This window comes from Rhodococcus sp. 1R11, assembly GCF_004563845.1.
In the GTDB taxonomy this organism is placed as follows: Bacteria; Actinomycetota; Actinomycetes; order Mycobacteriales; family Mycobacteriaceae; genus Rhodococcoides.
The window spans coordinates 272,258-292,296 of the sequence record NZ_SPNG01000003.1; the positions used below are offsets into that span (position 1 = coordinate 272,258).

The 20,039-nt window shown below is 65.5% G+C and carries 16 protein-coding genes; 7 read left to right on the forward strand and 9 right to left on the reverse strand.

The features are described 5' to 3' along the window. Nucleotides 1-4 precede the first annotated feature (4 nt). The 5 genes from E4P29_RS07130 to E4P29_RS07150 all read right to left on the reverse strand — a co-directional run bounded on the left by E4P29_RS07130 (nucleotide 5) and on the right by E4P29_RS07150 (nucleotide 5,778). Entirely contained in the window at nucleotides 5-898 is an 894-nt protein-coding gene (locus E4P29_RS07130; protein WP_135043157.1) for a glycoside hydrolase family 16 protein, read from the reverse strand. Next, nucleotides 895-1,122 (reverse strand): hypothetical protein, encoded by a 228-nt coding sequence (locus tag E4P29_RS07135; RefSeq protein WP_135043159.1) that lies wholly within the window; start codon nucleotides 1,120-1,122, stop codon nucleotides 895-897. Before E4P29_RS07135 ends, E4P29_RS07130 begins: the two co-directional genes overlap by 4 nt. After that, nucleotides 1,119-3,344, reverse strand: a complete 2,226-nt coding sequence (locus E4P29_RS07140) for a serine/threonine protein kinase (RefSeq protein ID WP_135043162.1) — start codon at nucleotides 3,342-3,344, stop codon at nucleotides 1,119-1,121. Before E4P29_RS07140 ends, E4P29_RS07135 begins: the two co-directional genes overlap by 4 nt. Further along, the gene (locus tag E4P29_RS07145; RefSeq protein ID WP_167735403.1) at nucleotides 3,341-4,495 is read right to left on the reverse strand and encodes a glycosyltransferase; all 1,155 of its coding nucleotides are present in this window, start codon (nucleotides 4,493-4,495) and stop codon (nucleotides 3,341-3,343) included. The genes E4P29_RS07140 and E4P29_RS07145 overlap by 4 nt, the downstream gene beginning before the upstream one ends. A 98-nt stretch (nucleotides 4,496-4,593) precedes the next feature. Then, entirely contained in the window at nucleotides 4,594-5,778 is a 1,185-nt protein-coding gene (locus E4P29_RS07150; protein ID WP_135043166.1) for a glycosyltransferase family 4 protein, read from the reverse strand. 141 nt (nucleotides 5,779-5,919) lie between these two features. Here E4P29_RS07150 and E4P29_RS07155 point away from each other — a divergent pair, with 141 nt between their 5' ends. Further along, complete coding sequence (locus tag E4P29_RS07155) at nucleotides 5,920-7,266, forward strand: hypothetical protein (protein WP_135043167.1); 1,347 nt, start codon at nucleotides 5,920-5,922, stop codon at nucleotides 7,264-7,266. A gap of 61 nt (nucleotides 7,267-7,327) precedes the next feature. Here the strand turns inward: E4P29_RS07155 and E4P29_RS07160 are convergent, their stop codons facing one another. Then, nucleotides 7,328-7,981, reverse strand: a complete 654-nt coding sequence (locus tag E4P29_RS07160; RefSeq protein WP_135043169.1) for an ammonium transporter — start codon at nucleotides 7,979-7,981, stop codon at nucleotides 7,328-7,330. Between the two features lie 540 nt (nucleotides 7,982-8,521). On the opposite strand from E4P29_RS07160, the gene E4P29_RS07165 reads away from it, so the two are divergent. The 3 genes from E4P29_RS07165 to E4P29_RS07175 all read left to right on the forward strand — a co-directional run bounded on the left by E4P29_RS07165 (nucleotide 8,522) and on the right by E4P29_RS07175 (nucleotide 12,920). After that, a complete protein-coding gene (locus E4P29_RS07165) occupies nucleotides 8,522-11,866 on the forward strand; it encodes a (Fe-S)-binding protein (protein WP_135043172.1) in 3,345 nt (1,114 codons plus the stop codon). 278 nt (nucleotides 11,867-12,144) lie between these two features. Beyond that, nucleotides 12,145-12,642: a hypothetical protein gene (locus tag E4P29_RS07170; protein ID WP_135043174.1), complete on the forward strand. Its 498-nt coding sequence runs from the start codon at nucleotides 12,145-12,147 to the stop codon at nucleotides 12,640-12,642. Between the two features lie 8 nt (nucleotides 12,643-12,650). Continuing rightward, complete coding sequence (locus E4P29_RS07175; protein ID WP_027495639.1) at nucleotides 12,651-12,920, forward strand: hypothetical protein; 270 nt, start codon at nucleotides 12,651-12,653, stop codon at nucleotides 12,918-12,920. Here E4P29_RS07175 and E4P29_RS07180 read toward each other — a convergent pair. Further along, on the reverse strand, nucleotides 12,913-14,826 hold the full coding sequence (locus E4P29_RS07180; protein WP_135043176.1) for a prolyl oligopeptidase family serine peptidase: 1,914 nt from the start codon (nucleotides 14,824-14,826) through the stop codon (nucleotides 12,913-12,915). The genes E4P29_RS07175 and E4P29_RS07180 overlap by 8 nt on opposite strands. Nucleotides 14,827-14,926: 100 nt before the next feature. On the opposite strand from E4P29_RS07180, the gene E4P29_RS07185 reads away from it, so the two are divergent. Beyond that, complete coding sequence (locus tag E4P29_RS07185; RefSeq protein ID WP_135043178.1) at nucleotides 14,927-15,163, forward strand: DUF3263 domain-containing protein; 237 nt, start codon at nucleotides 14,927-14,929, stop codon at nucleotides 15,161-15,163. On the opposite strand, the gene E4P29_RS07190 is transcribed toward E4P29_RS07185, so the two are convergent. After that, the gene (locus tag E4P29_RS07190; protein WP_135043180.1) at nucleotides 15,160-15,897 is read right to left on the reverse strand and encodes an SOS response-associated peptidase; all 738 of its coding nucleotides are present in this window, start codon (nucleotides 15,895-15,897) and stop codon (nucleotides 15,160-15,162) included. The two genes, E4P29_RS07185 and E4P29_RS07190, sit on opposite strands and share 4 nt — an antisense overlap. A 105-nt stretch (nucleotides 15,898-16,002) precedes the next feature. On the opposite strand from E4P29_RS07190, the gene E4P29_RS07195 reads away from it, so the two are divergent. Both E4P29_RS07195 and E4P29_RS07200 read left to right on the forward strand, forming a co-directional pair. Next, nucleotides 16,003-17,253 carry a pyridoxal phosphate-dependent aminotransferase gene (locus E4P29_RS07195; RefSeq protein ID WP_135043182.1) on the forward strand — a complete coding sequence of 417 codons (1,251 nt, stop codon included), beginning with the start codon at nucleotides 16,003-16,005 and terminating at the stop codon, nucleotides 17,251-17,253. Nucleotides 17,254-17,602: 349 nt separating this feature from the next. Further along, nucleotides 17,603-18,844, forward strand: a complete 1,242-nt coding sequence (locus E4P29_RS07200; RefSeq protein ID WP_135043185.1) for a YibE/F family protein — start codon at nucleotides 17,603-17,605, stop codon at nucleotides 18,842-18,844. A gap of 75 nt (nucleotides 18,845-18,919) precedes the next feature. Here the strand turns inward: E4P29_RS07200 and ald are convergent, their stop codons facing one another. Next, a complete protein-coding gene (ald, locus tag E4P29_RS07205) occupies nucleotides 18,920-20,002 on the reverse strand; it encodes an alanine dehydrogenase (RefSeq protein ID WP_135043187.1) in 1,083 nt (360 codons plus the stop codon). Nucleotides 20,003-20,039: the final 37 nt, after the last annotated feature.

Sequence of the window (20,039 nt, forward strand, 5' to 3'; positions counted from 1 at the left end):
AGCGTCAGTTCTGTTGTTCCAGCAGAACCGATCCCGACGGAGTGTCCTCCACGACGGACGGTGTTCCGTCCGATTCGTACACCGACACCCAGTCCACATCCACGTTCGCGACGTCGGGTGTTCCCGCTCGGCCGCATTCCCCGACACCCCAGGATTCGAGCTTCGTGCACGCACCCGCCTGGGCCTGGATGCCCAACCACATCGGCTTGTCCGGGATGGATACTCCCAATGGCGTTCGCGCCCAAACCTTTCCGTTGACCAGATACCTGATCTGCTCGGGGTCCCATTCGACTCCGACGGTCTGCCAGTCGTTGGTGTCCAACTGCAGATTCGCCTGTGAGAAGTGATGTTCTCCTTCTGCGCCGCTCCAGTGCAGGAACGACGACATCGTCTGTCTGGTCCCGTCGGCGCTCTCGGCGATGTCGATCTCCGGCGGCCACACCTCGTCGGCGGGCCACAGCAGAATGTGGTAGCTGATCTCGTCGGATCGGTCCGCACGCAGCCGCACGTCCCACTTGCCGTACTTCTGCGACACAGGCGCGTTGGAGACGCCGCCGGTCACCCAGCGGCCATCTTTCTGCTCGGCGCGCAGCCGCAGTGCGCCACCGGTGACCGAGGCCTGTTCGTACTCCCACCAACTGGCCGGGTCGCCTCCGGGTTGGCCGTAGTACGCACCCCAGTCGTCACCGAGATCGCACCGGTCGAAATCGTCGACGAAGACCTGCCGCCACCCCGGCAAATCCTCCCGGGGCACGGCTTCACCCGACATGACGTCGTCCGCCATGGGGTCGCACCGCTCGCTGCTGACCAACGCGGGTTGCGGTCCGGTCGACTGCGCGCAGGACACAGTCGTCGCCACGACCAGCAGGGCCACCGACAGGCCGCGTCCGATTCTCACTCCCAGATCGCGATCTGCTGGAACCGCACGATCACGACGACTGCGGCCAGCAGCAACAGCACGATCAGTGCCGCGGAGAGCACCACCGCACGGTTGATGCGTCCGCTGCCGCCGCGCCCGATCGCACCGTCGGAGGGCACCTCACGTTCGCGCAGTACCGACGAGACGATCAGTGCTGCGAACAGCGCACCGAATGCGAGAAAGCCGAGCCACAGATCGGTCATTTGAGCACCACCGGTGGGGTGGACGCGTTCTGCAGGATGGTCAGGTCGGCGGTTTCGACGACCACGCGATACTCGTCGGATCCGACCAGCACGCCCAGCTGTTGGTCGACGACCGATTGCGAATATCCGTACTGCAGGTAGATCTGCGCCGATGATTGTCGAGTGGTGAACACGAAGTCGGGGTTCTCCTTTCGGACGCACCCGCTGAGATCGTCGAGGCACTCGAACGATTCCATGGTCGACACTCGGACGTCGTCGAAGTAACGTGCGGACACCAGCCCGGCCGCCGTTCCGATGACCATGATTTCCGAGCCCTGCGGAACCGACCGCATCAATGCGTCTCCGTATCGGATCTGATCCTCGTCGGTGTGCTCGAACGAGGTGTTCAATCCACGAGTTGCCGTCAGTATCAGCGCAATTCCGAGAATTGCCGCGGTCGCGGCGACGGTGCGCGACCAATGCCGCGGCTGGGCCGATCGACCCGTGAATCGACGAATGATGGCGAAAGTGCGCACCAACGCGTCCGCGGCGTAGGGCGCGATGAACGGCGACGCCAGCACGAAACACCGGATCACCACCTCACCGCCGTAGCTCTGCACCGCCACCAGCCCGAAGGGCACCATGCAGAGCAGGCCACCGATGAGCCACGTCGTACGTCTGCGGTACGTCAGCCAACCGACGAACGCGAACATCATGAGAGTGCCCGACGCCGCCAACCGCAGATACTGCATCTTCTGATATAGCGGATCGGCACCGATCCGGTCGCTGACGCCACCCTGCACCGCACCGGACACCTGGCCCACATCGCCGAGCACGTACGCGAGGTGGCCCTTCCAGTAGTCGACGGCTCCGTAACTGAACCAGGCCACGAACAGTGCGGCCGCGAACAGCCATAGCAGTCGGTACCGCGTGGTTCCGGTGAGCGAGAACAGGAACAGCGCCGCGATCAACACGATGGGCGTCAGCTGGTGCGTGATGACGATCGCCGCGATCATGACGATCATCAGCGCCTCGATCGCCAGGGTCCGGCCGGCACCGAAGCCGGGGACCGTGCCCAGAGTTCGCCGCGGCACCGTGACGATCCACCGACGCCACGACCGAGGGGCCGACGGCAGGGGCGCACTGCGCAACTGCCACAGCAGCAGGGCGCAGATGGTCAGGTACAGCATGGTCGCCGTCGGCTGCGGCGCGAAGTAGTCCTGCTGGTACCAATTGAACGACAGGTAGAGGATCACCGCGATCCACGCCACGCGCCTGCGCCCGGTCAGCGACAACGCGATCGAGTACAGCGGCAGCATGGTCACACCGCCGTAGAAGAGCGGAGCCCAGAGCAGCATCGGAGACAGGTCCGACAGCGCGCCGGCACCCGACATGTGAGCTCCGGCGGAGAAGAATCCGGCCCAACTGAATCGCGCGTCCGACGGCGGCGGCAGACCCTGCAGGGAGGCGATGATGTCGATCAGCCCGCGATGGGTGTACGCCGTCGGGATCGAGGTGACACCGTCGGCCAACGACACGTACATCGTGGTGAACATGATCAACGCGAGACCGGCCGCACCGAGTACCACCGGGTCGAGTCGGGCCCGCGAGAGCGCCACGGCGATGACCGCGGCCACGATGACCAGCGCGACGAGGTAGCTGAACCCGATGTGGGTGATGACGCCCAGCGCCCCGGACGCCTGCGGCCTGAGCACCTTCGTCGCGTGAGCGAACAGCACGACGGCGACGGCCACCGCGCCGAGCATTACGTACCGGGTCACCACCGCGGCCCGGTTCGGACGCGGTCGAGGCAGCGCAGGCACCAAGGTTCGCGACGCCCACAGGATCAATGCCGCGGACACCGCGCAGATATAGAGCTGCACCGTCACCGGACGCAGATTCCCGGTGACGACCTCGGCCTGCGCGATGATCAGCATCGTCGCAAACGAGATCGAGACCGTCACCGAACCGACCAGTGCCGGCTGTCGGATCCGCAGCAGCACCGCGATCGGAGCTCCGGGCAACAGCGTCACGGCGGCGACGACCACCGCTACCCGCAGCCCGTTGGGTACTGCACCCGCGTGATCGGATCCGGCGAGGATGGCCAGCACCGTCGACGCGATGGCGACCGCTGCGGCAGCGAACAGCAGCGCTTGCGCCCCGCGGTAGCTCGAGTCGGGGCGCGGCGGATCGGCTCGACCTACCGCGTCCTCGGGTGCGTCGGCGGTGTGGGTGATCGTCATGAATTGATCCCGGTGCCGCGGACAGTGATGGCCTTGACGTACAGGAACGGCCCGCACAGGTAGCCGCAGAGCTCGGTGAGCTTGAGGTCGCGAGGCATCGGCGGAGCCCCGTCCGCGAATCGGTTCTCCTCGGGCGCGAGAAGCATGCGGAACGCGGTCGGGAGCCGGCCGAGCAGTGCCCGGGCCGGAGCTCCGCCGTCGAGGAAGAGTTTGGTGACGATGGCGGCCATTCCGCTTCCGTACCCGAACATCTGCTCGTGCAACGCTTCGTGATCGGCTCGATGATGATGGCCGACGACGGCCGTCGGGTCGTAGACGATCGTTCCGCCGCGCAGCACAGCACGTCGGAACAGCTCGAGATCCTCGCCGCCTTTGGTGGGCGTGCCGGGGCCGATCCGTTCGTCGAATCCCGCGAGCGAGTCGAAGGCAGTCTTTCGGAACGACATGTTGTTGCCGCTGCCCATCTCCCCGGCCGTGTAGGGGAACAGTGCTGCGGTGCCGCGCTCACCCAGTTCCTTGTCGATCGATCCGGTCGGCGCGAGGGTCCAGACAGTGCGCGTCGAGCCCTTTTCGAACAACCCCGATTCCTCGAACCACCGCTGCTGATCGGTCTCGACCTCGAGTCCGACGACCCGTCCGGTCACCCCGGCCACGACTCCGTCCCGATCTGCCGCGTACACCTGCGCCACGGCGGCGAGCCACTGAGAATCCGGTTCGGCGTCGTCGTCGGTGAAGGCGATCACGCGGCCCGACGCGTGCAGGGCACCGGTGTTTCTGGCTCTCGAGACCCCGCGGCGCGGCTCACGTACGACGATGCAGCGGGGATCGTCTATCGACCTCAACGCGTCGTCCACCCGTCCCGACGTGGGTGCGTTGTCCACCACCACGATCTCCACGGCCGGGTAGGACTGCGCGAGCACGGCCTCGACGGTCCCCGACAGCGACGGCCTGCCCACGGTTCCCACGACGACGGTGATGAGGTCGCCGTCGACGAACGGCTCTGCTGCGCGCAGCGGTTCCGGCGACCGCCTCGGTGCCAGAACCCAGCCGGCCCCGGCCAGGGTCGCGGTTGCAGCCGCGGCCAGAACGGCAACGCCGACCCGCTGCGGGGTGCGGCGGCGCGGGACGCCGGGGGTGATGTGGTCGAGCATGAAGAACTCCGATTCGGTACGAGCGTGTGCGTGCGGATGCCCCGACATCCGACGGCTGGGTTGCGTCGTCGGCTCCGCTGCAGAGCCGATGCGTCACGTCATGTGATGCGCCGCTTCCCGATTGCTGAACTGTAGATGTCGGCGAAGTGCTTCGCGCGATGTTGCGAATCGAACCGGGAGACGGCTTGCCCCCGCGCAGCCTCGGCGAGGGTGGCGGCCAGGTCGCGGTCGGTGAGCATTCGGCACAACTGCGCGGCCAGAGAGTCGACGTCGCCGGTTCGGGCAACGAGGCCGGTGCGCCCGTGCGCGACGAAATCGACCAGGCCCCCGGTGTCACTCACCACGACCGGCACCGCACATGCCTGCGCCTCGAGCGCGATGAGTCCGAACGGCTCGTCCTGCGACGGGCAGGCCAGTACATCCACGGCACGCAACGTCGACGCCACCGCGTCCGTCCGGCCGAGGAAACGATGCGCACCGGGCAGCAACCGTTCCGCGGCCTGTTGCAACTCGACAAGGTAGCCACCGTCGTCCTCACTGGGCGCGCCGACGATCGCCAGATGCGCGTCAACTCCGGACCGGCGCACGCGCGCCACGGCGTCGATCAGCACGTCGAGCTTCTTCTCGCGATCGATCCGGCCGACGGCTGCGATCAGTGGAGCATCGGGGTCGGCGGTCATGTCGGCCCGCAGAGCTGGGTCACCGGCACCCGGCGCGAAGGCCGTGGTGTCGATTCCCTGGTGCACCACGCTCACCCGTCGACGAGCACGCGTCGGGAGTTGCTGTGCTGCAGCAGTGCTGACGGCCACCGTGTGGGTTGCCGTCGTCGCGATCGCGGCGAGCAGCGTGCGCCCCGGCCCGGCGGGGACGATGTCGTGAAATTCGACGACGACCGGGGTGCGTGCGAGTCGGGACGCGAGCACCGCGTCGGGATGCAGCAGGAGATGGTTGGAATGCACGACGTCGAAGTCCCGGGCGGCTCGGCGAAGGATCGACACCGTGCGTGCGCTCTTCGGCACCTGCGCAGCGAGCCCACCGATGGGATGCAGAGACTTCTCGCCCTGACGATGGATTCCGATGCGATGCGGCAGGTCGAGCGGCAGGAACGGCAGGCCGGCCGCCCGCCACCAGTTCTCGGTTTCGCTCCCACCGGGCGCACCCAGCGTGACGGTCACGCCCAGCGGACGCAGTGCCAGCGCGACGTTTCGAAGGCTGTGATCGGTTCCGCCCACCGATGTCGACAGCGAGACCGCGAGTACCTGTACCCCGCTGGCTCCGTCCACGACACCGGTTTCCTGTCCAATAGTTTGTTTGACTCGATTACATCGTACTCAGAGTTGGCTCAAATGCCCATTCGAGTTCATACTGCTTGTCAGGCTTTCATAAACAAGAAGTAAAGCCGTCTATCGGAAGGGACCTACGCGATGAACGTGGTCTTTCCCTCGCACGTCACGGTTCACGAGACCGATGTCGCGCTTGCGGGTAACTGGACCGTGGTGGCTTTCGGTCCAGTCGATCATGGTGGCGTCGACGGCATCCGCCGAGCGCTGCGCACGACGATGAGCGTCGGCCCGGCCGTGCGAGTGGGGCTGCATCCCGATTCCGGCACGCGACGCTGGCGATACGATCCGGATGCCCCCTTGCAGGCCGTCCGGGAGGACTCCGCGATCACCGAGGGCGAGTACGACGCCGCGATGGCCCAGCTACTGGCCGCGCACGACCCCGCCGAGCCATTGTCCATCACGGTGCGCGGTGACCACGTGGTGTTCTACATGGATCACGGGCTCGGCGACGGCCAGATGATCATCAACCTCTCCCACACACTCGCCGATCCCGACGCGCGCAACGGCATCGTGCCCCGCTGGGCTACAGCAGCGCAGACGCGTCACCCGCTCGCCGTAGCGGCGATGCGCTGTTTCGGAACCGATCCCAAGCGGCTTCCCCGGCTGCTGCGCTCGCGCATTCACCCGGGTATCGGAGTGTGCGGACGCAAGCCGGCGAGCGGCGGGCCGACCGGCCACGCGGCCCCCACACAGGCGGTGTCCACACAGAGAGCGTCGACCGACGCGCACGCGCCCGTCGAGGTGGTGGCTGCGGCCGCCACGATCGAATGCACCCGAGAGCTGGCGAGGTGGCGCGACGACCACCGCCCCGGGCAATCGATCTCGATCCTGTTCTTCGCGGCCCTCGACGCCGCACTGCGCAGCGAAGGCATGGCCGTCGACGACGTCGCCAAAGTGCTGTTCGACGTCCGCCGGTACCTGCCACCCGAGCTGACCACCCTCGCCAACCTGTCGGCCGGTATCGACGTCTACCTCCCCGACACCACCGACACAGTTCTGCTGTCGCGGCAGTGGCGACGAATCATCGAGTCCGGGCACCCGATCGCGAACCTGATACTGGTCGCGCTCCGCTCGAAACTGGCCAGGTTGCGCTCCGCCCCCGCGACCGACACCCCGCCGCCCACCACACCCGACACCATCCGCCTGGCACTGTCCGACATGGGCCGGCACGCACGGTTGAACGACATCGCCTTCGTGGGCGACACACAGGGCTCGTACCGAGTCATGGTGGCACCTGCGAGCCACGGACACATCACCCTGACGACCGCACGGCTACGCGACTCTATTCGCGTCGCCGCGTCGTTCCACTCGCACTTCGTCGATGCCGACACCATCCGACGGGCATTGCGCACCGCGTGCTCGAAGCCCATCGCATTACTCGAAGCCGACACAGCGACTGCGACCGTCGCCACCAATCCTGCTGCCTGACAACACAAAAGAACCCACGACCTCGACGAGATCGTGGGTTCTTTCGACGAATGCGCTGTGACTACTTGGCCCAGACCGAGGTTCCGGGAGCAGCGTTCAACGTGTTCAGCAGATCGATTCCGGCAACGACCAAGCCGGGCCCGCCGACAGCGATGGTGCCGATGATTCCACCTGCTCCCGCACCGGTCACCAAGCCGGGGATACAGCCTGCGGGGAGAGTCACAATGCAACCGATCACCGCACCGATTGCGGAGCCGGTCAGGGTTCCAATCGCGGTAGCAATTCCGAGCTGCGACGAGAAGTTCTGCTGCGCCTTGAGGTTTTCCTCGGGCGAGGCCACCGTCGTCGCGCCGATGCTGCGCGAGTTGGCCGAGGCCTTGGAGAGGTCGAGCTGCGGCACCAGACGCAGGGTCTTGCCGTTGTCGTCGACGTTCTGCTCGTACGGGAAGTTCAGTCCGCCGAGGTTGAACGACAGCGGGAGGGTGACGAGGATCTTGTCGGCGGCGTCGAGGACGTCGACGGTCTTGCCGTCATCGGCGACCTTGAAGACGCCCGCATCGATCGTGGTGACGATGGTGCGGTCTTCCAGCTCGACCGAGTAGTTCGTGTCGGGGGTCGTGGTGCTGGTGTCGGGCTGCGCGTAGGCGGTTCCGCTGGCCAGACCCATAGCTGCTGCTACGAGGGCCGAGGTGACGACCAGTTTGCTGAGTTTCATGTGGTGTTGTGTTCCGTTTCTGTGCATGTGCTGCAGTGCTTTTGGCGGCAAACCGTCGAACGCGACATCACCCCGAATGACGTCCTCGCACCTCTGGTCCACAGGCAGTGTAAACCATGAATCCGACCGGTCGTTGTGCTACCAACCCTTTGACATGGTCGAAAGGCTATGAAAAGTCACTACGCCCGATACGCGCGAAAACAACAGCGTCATCGACCGGTTTCATCGCGCTTTCAATTCCCGATGCGCGGGCCCGTAAACCTCGATTTCCGAGCCGGATTCGCCGGGTTAGGTCTGCCTTCTCACGGACCCCACATGCCCGTACGCCTAACGTGATGCGGGCGACAACCTACTGACGAGTTCAGCCCACCCGTCGGACGGTCTCGTGCGCGCAACCACCAGCGTCGCTCCACGCGATTCTGACCTAAGTTACCGGCCGGTAGATTTCGCGATCTACTGACAGGTAACATCGCCGTATTCCTCTCGACGGGCTGGACCCGAGGCAGCTGCTCCAGCTGCCACTGAACGAAAGGCCGCGACATGAACGCCCTGACGATCACGTTGGGCACAGTCGGTGCTCTGCTCAGCCTCGTGTGTTGGTACGCCTTCATTCGTGGTGCCCTGCGCATGTTCAACATCGTGAGGCTGGGTCAGCCGGCACCCGACCGTTGGCGACCGATCGTCCCCCGCTTCAAGCAGATGGTCGTCGAGTTCGCCGCCCACACCAAGATGGTCAAGTTCCGCACCGTCGGCTGGGCGCACTGGCTGGTGATGATCGGCTTCATGGTCGGGTCCGTGTTCTGGTTCGAGGCCTACGGCCAGACGTTCAACCCCGAGTTCCACTGGCCCATCGTCGGCGATACCGCCGTCTACCACCTGATGGACGAGATTCTCGGTCTCGGCACGGTCATCGGTATCACCACGCTGATCGTCATTCGCCAGCTCAACCACCCGCGGAAGGCCGAGCGTCAGTCGCGCTTCGCCGGCTCCGGATTCAAGGCCGCCTACTTCGTCGAGGCTGTCGTGCTCATCGAGGGCCTGGGCATGGTGTTCGTCAAGGCAGGCAAGATCGCGACGTACGGGCATTCCAACCCATACACCGACTTCTTCACGATGCGCCTGGCCGAGCTGCTGCCGGCCAACTCCAACATGGTCTCGATCTTTGCTCTGATCAAGCTGATGTCCGGCATGATCTGGCTCTACATCGTGGGCACCCGCATCAACTGGGGTGTCGCGTGGCACCGCTTCACGGCCTTCCCCAACATCTACTTCAAGCGCATGGACGACGGCACCGTCGCCCTCGGACCGGCCAAGCCGATGATGTCCGGCGGCAAGGTCCTCGAAATGGAAGAGGCCGATCCCGACGTCGACGCGTTCGGTGCAGGCAAGATCGAGGACTTCAGCTGGAAGGGCTGGCTCGACTTCACCACGTGCACCGAGTGCGGCCGCTGCCAGTCCCAGTGCCCCGCCTGGAACACCGGCAAGCCCCTCTCCCCCAAGCTGCTGATCATGTCGCTGCGCGACCACAGCCACGCCAAAGCTCCCTACCTGCTTGCCGGTGGCAAGAAGGACATGGCCGGCGACGAGGTCGGACTCGTCGATGCAGAGGGCAACGTCGATCAGGCCAAGCTCGACGCCATTCCGCAGGCCGCCCGTGACGAAGCCGATCGCAAGCTCGTCGCCGACGCCATCGAGGGTGGCATCATCGACCCCGAGGTGCTGTGGAGCTGCACCACCTGTGGTGCGTGCGTCGAGCAGTGCCCGGTGGACATCGAACACGTCGACCACATCATCGACATGCGCCGCTACCAGGTGCTGATCGAGTCCGAGTTCCCCTCCGAGCTCGCCGGCTTGTTCAAGAACCTCGAGAACAAGGGCAACCCGTGGGGCCAGAACTCCAAGGACCGCCTCAACTGGATCAACGAGATGGACTTCGACATCCCGGTCTTCGGCCAGGACGCCGATTCGTTCCAGGACTACGAGTACCTCTTCTGGGTCGGCTGTGCCGGAGCCTACGAGGACCGTGCCAAGAAGACCACGAAGGCCGTCGCCGAGCTGCTCGCCACCGCAGGCGTGAAGTTCATGGTGCTGGGTGCGGACGAGACCTGCACCGGCGACTCCGCTCGCCGCGCGGGCAACGAGTTCCTTTTCCAGCAGCTCGCGATGCAGAACATCGAGACGCTGAACAACGTGTTCGACGGCGTCGAGCAAAGCAAGCGCAAGATCGTCGTCACCTGCGCCCACTGCTTCAACGCGCTCGGCAACGAGTACCCGCAGGTCGGCGGTGACTACGAGGTGGTCCACCACACGCAGCTGCTCAACCGCCTCGTGCGACAGAAGAAGCTGATCCCGGTGGCCTCGGTCAGCCAGGACATCACGTACCACGACCCGTGCTACCTCGGCCGTCACAACAAGGTCTACGACGCCCCGCGTGAGCTCATGGCCGCGTCGGGCTCCAACCTGAAGGAGATGCCGCGTCACGGTGAGCGGTCCATGTGCTGTGGTGCCGGTGGCGCTCGCATGTGGATGGAAGAGAACATCGGCAAGCGCATCAACATCGACCGGGTCGACGAGGCACTGGCAACCAACCCCAAGAAGATCGCGACGGGTTGCCCGTTCTGCCGCGTCATGCTCACCGACGGTGTCACCGCACGTCAGGAAGGCGGCGCGCACGAAGGCGTCGAGGTTGTCGATGTTGCGCAGCTGATGCTCGAATCGATCACCCGAGTCGAGTCCTCGGTGCTGGCCGAGAACATCAAGGTCATCCCCCGCGAGCGCACTGCGGAGGAAAAGCTCGAGACCGAAAAAGCGATGGAGGTCGAGGAAGCCGAGCGCATCGCACCCGTCGAAGAGCCGGCCGAGGCGAAGTCCGCTCCGGCAGCTCCGGCTCCGAAAGCCGGCGGCGGACTGAAGATGAAGGGTCTGGCCAAGGCTCCGGGAGCCAAGACGCCGGGTTCGGCTGGAGCCACCGACAAGGCCGACACTGCCGAGACCGACACTGCCCAGGCAGCGGCAGCTCCGAAGCCCAAGGGACTCGGAATGGCCGGCGGCAAGGCACCGGGCGGCAAGGGTCTGCAGATGAAGGGCAAGGCACCCGGCGCGAAGGCGGCTGCCCCGGCACCTGCCGACGCTCCCGCGGCAACCGAAGCACCTGCTCCCGCAGAGGCCTCCGAGTCGACTCCCACAGTCAAGCCCAAGGGTCTGGCCGTGAAGTCCGGATTCAAGAAGCCCGGCGCGAAGGCACCCGGCAAGCCCGCCGACGCTGCTCCCGCGGCGTCGACACCCACCCCGGAAGCGGCCGATGATGCAGCGGAATCGCCTTCTGCTGCAACTGAATCCGTAGCCACAGAATCCAAGCCGACCGTCCAGCCCAAGGGTCTGGCCGTGAAGTCCGGATTCAAGAAGCCGGGAGCCAAGGCGCCGGGCAAGCCCGCTGCCGAAGCACCGGTCTCCGAAGCACCGGCTGCTGAGGCACCGGCTGCTGAGGCCACGGCGTCGGAGGCACCCGCTACCGAAGCTGCTGCAACCGAATCCGCAGCAGCAGAGTCCAAGCCGACCGTCCAGCCCAAGGGCCTGGCCGTGAAGTCCGGATTCAAGAAGCCCGGTGCGCGGACACCGGGTGCGGCCGCCGCTGCACCTGCGGCGACACCAGCCGAACCGGCTGCAGCAGAGCCCGAGAAGGCCGAGCCGACACCGGAAGCAGAGGCGCCGGTCACCGAAGCACCAGAGGCCGAGGTACCGGAAGCAGAGGTACCGAAGGCAGAAGCGTCGGACACTGCGGCCGAGACCACATCCAACGGTTCGGATGATCGCACTCCGCCCAAGCCGAAGGCCGGTGGACTCGGATTCGCTCCGGGTGCAAAGGTTCCGGGTCGCCGGAAGTAACTACACACCCGTATTGCCGACCGCGCGCCCCCGCTCACTTCAGAGCAGGGGCGCGCAGTCGTCAGTAGGGTGTGAGGTCTCAGCGTTCGCTTATCCGCAGGCACTTCGGTTATCCACAATCGGGCACTGGGGTCTTGCGAAAACGATTGCGCTGGAGCGCATTTCTGCATGACCCGCATCGTCTCGCGATCCGACGCGCTCTCCCGCAATCTTTCATGGTCTCGATGTGTGGAACGCCGATCTGAGCCGAGACCACATCACGCGCAACCGTGCCAGGGGTGGCTGACGTCGCGGCACGAACACGTGGAATCACCACCGAACGTGTTGTCGCCGTTCTGGATTCGCGGATCCCAAATCCAGAGGTTCGCATCATCGACTACCGCGCCTTCGTCGGACGCATGGATTTCGACCTGGACGGCATCGAGACCGTTCTCCAATTCGACGGCAAGGTCGAGTACGGGCGCTACGTACCCGAAGGAAAGACTGCCGCAGACGTGGCGTGGGAGGAGAAGCGCCGAGAGGATCGCATCAGGGGGACAGTTCGGCAGGTCGTACGCATCACCTGGGCCGACCGCGATCATCCCGAGCTGGTCGACCGGATGCTCCGTGATGCCGCCGTCCGCGCTCGCCGCCCCGACCGAGCGCCCCTCATCACCTCGGAGCGAGGGCGCGCACTCTGCACCAGGGGTGTGAAGACCCCGCCGGACCCCCGCGGCGGTGGACGAATCGGGCATCGTGAGTATGGTCGGAACCGAACTTCGTACCCGAAGAAGTAGGAGCAGGCATGACCGACGACGCGGACAAGCTCTTTCGCCGCTACGACGAGTGGTGGACGGCGCTGTCGCCCGACGATCGAGCGCATGTCGAGAAGTGCTGCGAGTCCGGCCGCACCGACGAGCGCCTGTGTGCATTGGTGATCGAGCACAACGGCCCGTCGAAGGCGGCCTTCGAGGCGGGCAGCAAACTGTCCGTCGGCAATAGCAAGTACTGCGCGATTCCCAGCGCACTGCTCGAATTTCTCGAGGCGAAGCGCGCACACCCACCACTCAGCTAGACGGTCGCCACAGCTCCAGTTCGGGGATTCCGGGTGGGGTGAAGCCCATGACCTGACCGTAGAACGACAGTTCCGATTCGCGGGCGTTCACCTGTGTTTCGAGTTTGCGGAATCCGTGCGACTCACCGGCGTACGTGAGGTAGGCGTGCGGTATTCCCTTCTCCACCATGGCGTCTCGGAACCGTTCGGCCTGCGAGGGCGGCACGATGGGATCGTCGAGACCCTGCAGCAGCAGTACCGGGCACGAGAGTCCGTCGACGTTGTTCACCGGCGCGCGAGTGCGATACAGATCGATGGCCTCGGGCAGCGGACCGATGAGCCCGTCGATGTAGCGGGACTCGAAATCGTGCGTCTCGGCGACGAACATCTCCAGTTCGGCGACACCGAAATACGAAGCGCCGCAGGCAAATACATCCGACGATGTGAGCGCGGCCAACACCGTCCAGCCACCTGCCGACCCACCTTCGATGGCCAGCCGGTTCGGGTCGGCGAGGCCGGCATCGGCCAAGCCACGGACCGCGGCGATGGTGTCTTCGACGTCGACCACGCCCCACTGTCCACGCAACCGGTTACGGTATTCGCGGCCGTAACCACTGGATCCGCCGTAGTTCACATCGACGACGCCGATGCCGCGGCTGGTGAAGTACGCGAACACCGGGTTCAACGCCGGTGCCACGTGTGCCGTCGGACCGCCGTGCACGAATGCGACGTACGGCGGCAGTTCGCCGTCCAATCCCAAGTAGGACGGGTTTCGCGGTGCGTACGCGATGGCATGCACTTCGCGATCCGGTCCTTGGAAGGTGACCTGACGCCCCGCGGGCAGGTATTCGACGTCCGGTATCGACTCGAAACTCGAACGAACACTGCGTAATTCGCGGGTGGCCAGATCGACTGCGAACAGTCCCGACGGCACCTGCGCGCCGCCGCCTCGGAGCAGAACCGTCGATCCGAGCCGTCCCCCGAGCCCCGCCGATGTCACTCCGCCGAGTTCGATGTCGTCGAGGGTGCCGGTGACGGGGTCGAGAACGGCAAGGGTATCGGTGCCGACGGTGCGAACGGTCAGCAGCGTGCCGTCGTCGAGAACGTCGTACCAGCGGGCTCCGAGTTGCCAGAGTGGGGCACCGAAATCTGCATCGAGGGTCGCCAACGACGTCGCCGCTCCGTCCAGCGTGACCGAATACAGGTTCCACCAACCACTTCGGTCGCTGATGACGTACAGCGACTCGTCGTCGATCCATTCCGGCTGCAGCACCGATTCATCGGTCGAACCCATCAACACCGTCCACGACGAAGGATCCGCCAGCGATGCGACCCGCAGTTCTGTTCCGTCCCAGGGCATCTGCGGGTGGTTCCAGGCGATCCACGCGATGCGGCTGCCGTCGGGTGAAAGCCTGGGGTAGGCAAGGAAGTTCGATCCCGAGACCAGTGAGCGCACTCCGCCGCCGCCGAGGTCGATCGCGACGATGTCTCGGGTGACGGCTCCGGCATCGTGGGTCTCGCGGACGGCGATCACGTCGGTGCCGACCACCGACAGCTCCCCGTACCGAATGCTCGACGCCACAGCCGGGGCCGGGGTGAGCGGTAGAGGTGCGTCGCCGGGGGTGAGTCGGTAGATGCGTTGATCGGAGAATTCCGCGAACACCAGATCGCCGTTCGGCGTTGCCGTCCATGCGCCGCCGCCGTATTCGTGAACGCGGGTGCGGGCATTGAACGGTGCCGGCAGGATCGCCTCGACCTGTCCGTCGACGTGGCGGCAGATCGCGGTTCGGCCCTGCTCGGTCGGCCGCACCTCGGACCACCAGATCTCGTGTCCGACGAATCGCCCACCTTCGACGGGGTGGCCGGCCGACGACAAATCGGCTGCGGTGATGGGCGAGGGCCAGGATCCGTACGCGAGAGCGGTCACCTGCTCCACCCTAGTGAACTCCACACGCACGTAACGCGTTGTTCATCGCACCTTCAACCGCGACACCGATGATGGTGGGACGCAGCACAAGGGAGACATCATGCGCCGGACCGCTACCCACTCGGTGGACCACGAGATTCTGACGTTCGGCCGGACCTGGCACGGGTACGGCGGCGGCAGTGCCGAGGACATCTACGTGGCGTTCGGGGTCGATCCGTCGACCTACTTCCGGCGGCTTCGGCGCATCCTCGATTCCCCGGTGGCCGACGATCTGACTGCAAGCGAACGAGCCGCGATGCTCGACATCTGCCGGCACCGTACCGACGGTCAGGGCTAGACCGGCGTCAGCAGCTCGGGGCTGTTGTTCTTCACGCTGTTCACCGCGGTACTCACCTCGTAGGGCTCGAGCCGTGGCTCCGGTACCGCGGCCAGCAGCTCGGACACCTCGCTCAGGTCCGTCAGCGTCGGATCGAGCCAGCTCGCCCGCAGATCGGGGGGCAGCACAACCGGTGATCGATCGTGGATGTGACCGAGGGCGTCCGCAGCAGGCGAGGTGAGCACGGTGGCCGACCAGACCCAGCGGTCTTCGTCGTCGTCGGCCTTGGTGGGGTCTCGCCACAGTTCGTACAGACCCGCCATCGCCAGCACGCCCCCAGGAGGGGAGCCTGCGGAACGACCCATGTCACTGTCGTGCAGGAAGTACGGCACTTTGGCACCGTCGCGCTTCTCCCACTCGTAGTACCCGTCGGCCGGAATGATGCAGCGCCGACGGCTTGCGGCCTTCTTGAACGACGGCTTCTCGGTGATCGTCTCGGACCTGGCGTTGATGAGCCGGGACCCGATCTTCGCGTCCTTCGCCCACGACGGAATCAATCCCCATCGCACCGAACGCAATTGGCGCACGGCGTCGGACTCGGGTACGTCCTTGGGGGTGCGTTCGAGCACCGTCCTGATGGTCTGGGTCGGGGCCACGTTGTACGACGGCGGCACCTCGTCGCCCACTGTCTCGGCGATGTCGAAGACCGCCTGCAGGTCGCTGTCACTCCGGGTACTGGCATACCGTCCGCACATGGAACGAGATTGTTCCACCTGCCACCGACACGGCCCACTGAAACAGCGGTGCCCGAACGACAACCTCGTGGATTCCCACGGCACTCACCTGGCACGATGTGACGGGTGAGCACTCCGCAGATCCACCCACAGCCGCGTTATCGCACGTTGCAGCAGTCGACCAAGCTGCAGAACGTGCTGTACGAGATCCGCGGACCGGTACACGCGCATGCGGCCAGGCTCGAGGCCGAGGGCCATCGCATCCTGAAGCTGAACATCGGTAATCCGGCTCCGTTCGGGTTCGAGGCTCCGGACGTGATCGTGCGAGACATGATCGCGGCGCTGCCGGTGGCCCAGGGCTACTCGGAGTCGAAGGGCATCCTGTCGGCTCGACGTGCCATCGTCACTCGCTACGAGCTCGAACCGGGGTTCCCCGATCTCGACGTCGACGATATCTACCTCGGTAACGGCGTCTCCGAGCTCATCACGATGACGATGCAGGCGCTGCTGGACGACGGCGACGAGGTCTTGATCCCGGCCCCGGATTACCCGTTGTGGACGGCGATGACGACGCTGTCCGGCGGCAAGGCGGTGCACTACATCTGCGACGAGGAGAACGGGTGGAATCCCGATCTCGCCGACATCGAGTCGAAGATCACCCCGAAGACCGTCGCGCTGCTGGTGATCAACCCCAACAATCCGACGGGTGCGGTGTACTCCAAGGAGGTGCTGCAGGGCATCGTCGATCTGGCGCGCAAGCATCAGTTGCTGCTGCTCGCCGACGAGATCTACGACCGGATTCTCTACGACGACGCCGAGCACACCTCGCTGGCGAGCCTGGCTCCGGATCTGCTGTGCCTGACGTACAACGGTCTGTCCAAGGCGTATCGCGTGGCCGGCTACCGTGCCGGATGGCTCGCGATCACCGGCCCGAAGAAGCACGCCGCGGGGTTCATCGAAGGCATCGACCTGCTCGCGTCGACGCGTCTGTGCCCCAATGTGCCTGCCCAGCACGCCATTCAGGTCGCTCTGGGTGGGTACCAGAGCATCGAGGATCTGATCTTGCCCGGCGGACGACTGCTCGAGCAGCGCGATGTTGCGTGGGAGAAGCTCAACGACATTCACGGGGTCTCGTGCGTCAAACCGCGCGGTGCGCTGTACGCATTCCCGCGACTCGATCCCGAGGTGCACGAGATCTACGACGACGAGAAGCTCGTGCAGGACCTTTTGCTGCAGGAGAAGATCCTGGTCGTACAGGGCACCGGATTCAACTGGCCCGGGCACGATCACGTGCGGATCGTGACGCTGCCGTGGGCGCGCGATCTGGCCGTCGCGATCGAGAGGTTCGGCAACTTCCTGTCCTCGTACAAACAGTGAGTCTCGAAGTTACCGGCAAGTAGTTGAAAGTGATGGACAAAACACCGGGGTGATCCCGCCTCCGCCGCGAATCATCTGTACATTGGCGGACGGCACTTCGGTGCCCGCGAGCCCTGGTCGTACCCATCCCCCCCGGGTCGATCAGGTGGTGGCGGGGGACGCCCCCCTGCTCCCCGCCACCGAGCTCCTCGCATCGGCCCAGTACCCGGCCCGTCCCGATCCGGCCCCGTACTAGCCTTGCACCGTGGAACCACACGGCACGCAACCCTCGAACGGCATCTCGCCGGGCTCCACTTCTCACGTGGGTCACGGTCACGGTCACAGCGATTCCCCCGTGCCATTGGGCCCGATGGCAGCCAAGGTCGTCGTCGGATTGTTGGTCGCCATTGCCGTCGCCGTCATCGCCGGAGCCATCGCGCTGTGGCCCAGCGAGCAGAGCGTCGACATCCCGCTACCGTTCCAGACCACCGGCGGCGGGGCCGTCACCACCGAGGCCGGCACGGTCACGTCGCAGAGCATCGGCTCCTGCGGCAGCCCCGACGCCGGGCGGCCGTTCAGCGGTAACCCGACTCCCCCGGTCAACGACTCCTACGAATGCCAACGCAGCATCGTCGACATCACCACCGGCGACGACGCGGGCAAAAGAACGGTCCTCGAGATCGCCCCGGGCCCGGGGCAGCCCGACCTGCGTACCGGTGAGGGAATCCGCCTGGTGAAGCAGACCGACCCGGCCGGCGCGGTGCAGTACTCGTTCAACGACTACTCACGCGGACTGCCACTGTCGATCATCGTCGCGGTGTTCGCCGTGGTCATCTGCGTCGTCGCCCGGTGGCGTGGCTTCCGCGCGCTCGTCGGGCTGGTGATCGCGTTCGCGGTACTGGTCGTCTTCATGCTGCCCGCGCTGCTCGACGGCGCTCCGGCCATTCCGGTCGCGCTGGTCGCCGGCGCGATCATTCTCTACGCCGTGCTGTATCTGGCGCACGGCGTCAATCTCCGAACCAGCTCGGCGCTCCTGGGCACGCTGACCTCGATGGGACTGGCCGCGGCCCTGTCCTACGTCGCGATCAGAATGACGCATCTGACGGGACTGTCCGAGGAACAGAACACCGAGGTCCAGACCTACATCACCCACGTCAGTATCACCGGGCTGCTGTTGGCCGGCTTCATCATCGGATCGCTCGGTGTGCTCAACGACGTCACGATCACGCAGGCGTCGGCCGCGTTCGAGTTGGCGTCGGTGGACAAGACGGCATCGAGACGCGAGATTTTCGGAGCCGCGATGCGGGTGGGCCGTGATCACATCGCCAGCACCGTCTACACCCTGGTACTCGCGTACGCCGGTGGAGCGCTTCCGCTGCTCCTGCTGTTCAGCGTCGCCGGCAGATCGTTCCAGGACGTGTTGACCGGTGACGCGGTGGCGATCGAAATCGTGCGGTCCTCCGTCGGTGGCGTCGCACTTGCCCTGTCGGTACCGCTCACCACCGCCATCGCCGTCCTGCTGGCTCGGCCGATCACCTCGTCGCGCACGCCCTCTTCGCCGCGACAGGCCAAGCCCACACGATCGCGGGGCTCGGGCCGCCACAGCGCGTAGAGCGGCTTCGCCGCATGTGAGTGAAAACTCGTAGCAGGCACCGATCTTTCGTGCACGTGCGGCGAAGCCGCTCGGTCAGGCGAAGGCCGCCGCAACGGTCGCAGACAACAGCTCACCCTCATGGGTGCTCAGGCCCGCTTTCAGACCGGGATCCGCGGCGCAGGCAGCTTCCCAACCCTTGTCGGCGAGGGCAACCACGTAGGGCAGGGTGGCGTTGGTGAGCGCGTACGTCGAGGTGCGGGGCACGGCTCCGGGCATGTTGGCCACGCAGTAGAACACCGAGTCGTGCACCTTGTAGGTGGGGTCGGCGTGGGTGGTGGCCACCGAGTCCTCGAAGCAGCCGCCCTGATCGATGGCGATGTCGACCAGAACCGAGCCCGGCTTCATGCGCTGAACCAGGCTGTTCGACACGAGCTTCGGCGCTTTCGCTCCGGGAACGAGTACCGCTCCGATGACCAGATCGGCAGACAGCACAGCCTGTTCGAGTTCGTACGCGTTCGACACCACTGTCTTGACGGCACCGCGGTACTGATCGTCGATCGCGCGCAGTGCCCGGACATCGAGATCCAGCACGGTGACGTCGGCGTGCATACCGAAAGCGATTGCGGTGGCGTTCTTTCCGGAGACGCCGGCTCCGATCACGACGACGTTGGCGGGACGCACTCCCGGTACGCCACCCATCAGTACACCGCGGCCGCCCTCGCTCGACATCAGGTGGTAGGCCCCGGCCTGTGGTGCCAGCCGGCCGGCAACTTCGCTCATCGGCGCGAGCAGGGGCAGCGATCCGTCTGCGGCAGTGACGGTTTCGTAGGCAATGGACGTGGTGCCCGACGCCAGCAACGCGTCGGTGCAGGCCCTGGACGCCGCGAGGTGCAGGTAAGTGAACAGCACCTGGCCCTTGCGCAGGCGTGAATACTCCTCGGCGATGGGTTCTTTGACCTTGAGCAGGAGATCGGCCGCGTCCCAGACGGCACCGGCGTCGGTGAAAATCTGCGCGCCTGCGGCTTTGTAATCGGTATCGGTGAACGACGAACCGGCGCCGGCCTCGGTTTCGATGATCACTTCGTGTCCTCGCGAGACAAGTTCGTGCACGCCTGCCGGGGTGATGGCCACCCGGTATTCGTGGTTCTTGATCTCGCGTGGAATTCCGATTTTCATGACGTCCTCCTGCAGTGGCGGTGACCGAAGCGACGCT

Bases quoted from the DNA above. Each gene is read 5' to 3' on its own strand.
- E4P29_RS07165 (WP_135043172.1), top strand. From the start codon at position 8,522: ATGAACGCCCTGACGATCACGTTGGGCACAGTCGGTGCTCTGCTCAGC.
- E4P29_RS07145 (WP_167735403.1), bottom strand. From the start codon at position 4,495: ATGCTCGACCACATCACCCCCGGCGTCCCGCGCCGCCGCACCCCGCAG.
- E4P29_RS07200 (WP_135043185.1), top strand. From the start codon at position 17,603: ATGGCAGCCAAGGTCGTCGTCGGATTGTTGGTCGCCATTGCCGTCGCC.
- E4P29_RS07175 (WP_027495639.1), top strand. From the start codon at position 12,651: ATGACCGACGACGCGGACAAGCTCTTTCGCCGCTACGACGAGTGGTGG.
- E4P29_RS07185 (WP_135043178.1), top strand. From the start codon at position 14,927: ATGCGCCGGACCGCTACCCACTCGGTGGACCACGAGATTCTGACGTTC.
- E4P29_RS07140 (WP_135043162.1), bottom strand. From the start codon at position 3,344: ATGACGATCACCCACACCGCCGACGCACCCGAGGACGCGGTAGGTCGA.
- ald (WP_135043187.1), bottom strand. From the start codon at position 20,002: ATGAAAATCGGAATTCCACGCGAGATCAAGAACCACGAATACCGGGTG.
- E4P29_RS07155 (WP_135043167.1), top strand. From the start codon at position 5,920: ATGAACGTGGTCTTTCCCTCGCACGTCACGGTTCACGAGACCGATGTC.
- E4P29_RS07190 (WP_135043180.1), bottom strand. From the start codon at position 15,897: ATGTGCGGACGGTATGCCAGTACCCGGAGTGACAGCGACCTGCAGGCG.
- E4P29_RS07160 (WP_135043169.1), bottom strand. From the start codon at position 7,981: ATGAAACTCAGCAAACTGGTCGTCACCTCGGCCCTCGTAGCAGCAGCT.
- E4P29_RS07135 (WP_135043159.1), bottom strand. From the start codon at position 1,122: ATGACCGATCTGTGGCTCGGCTTTCTCGCATTCGGTGCGCTGTTCGCA.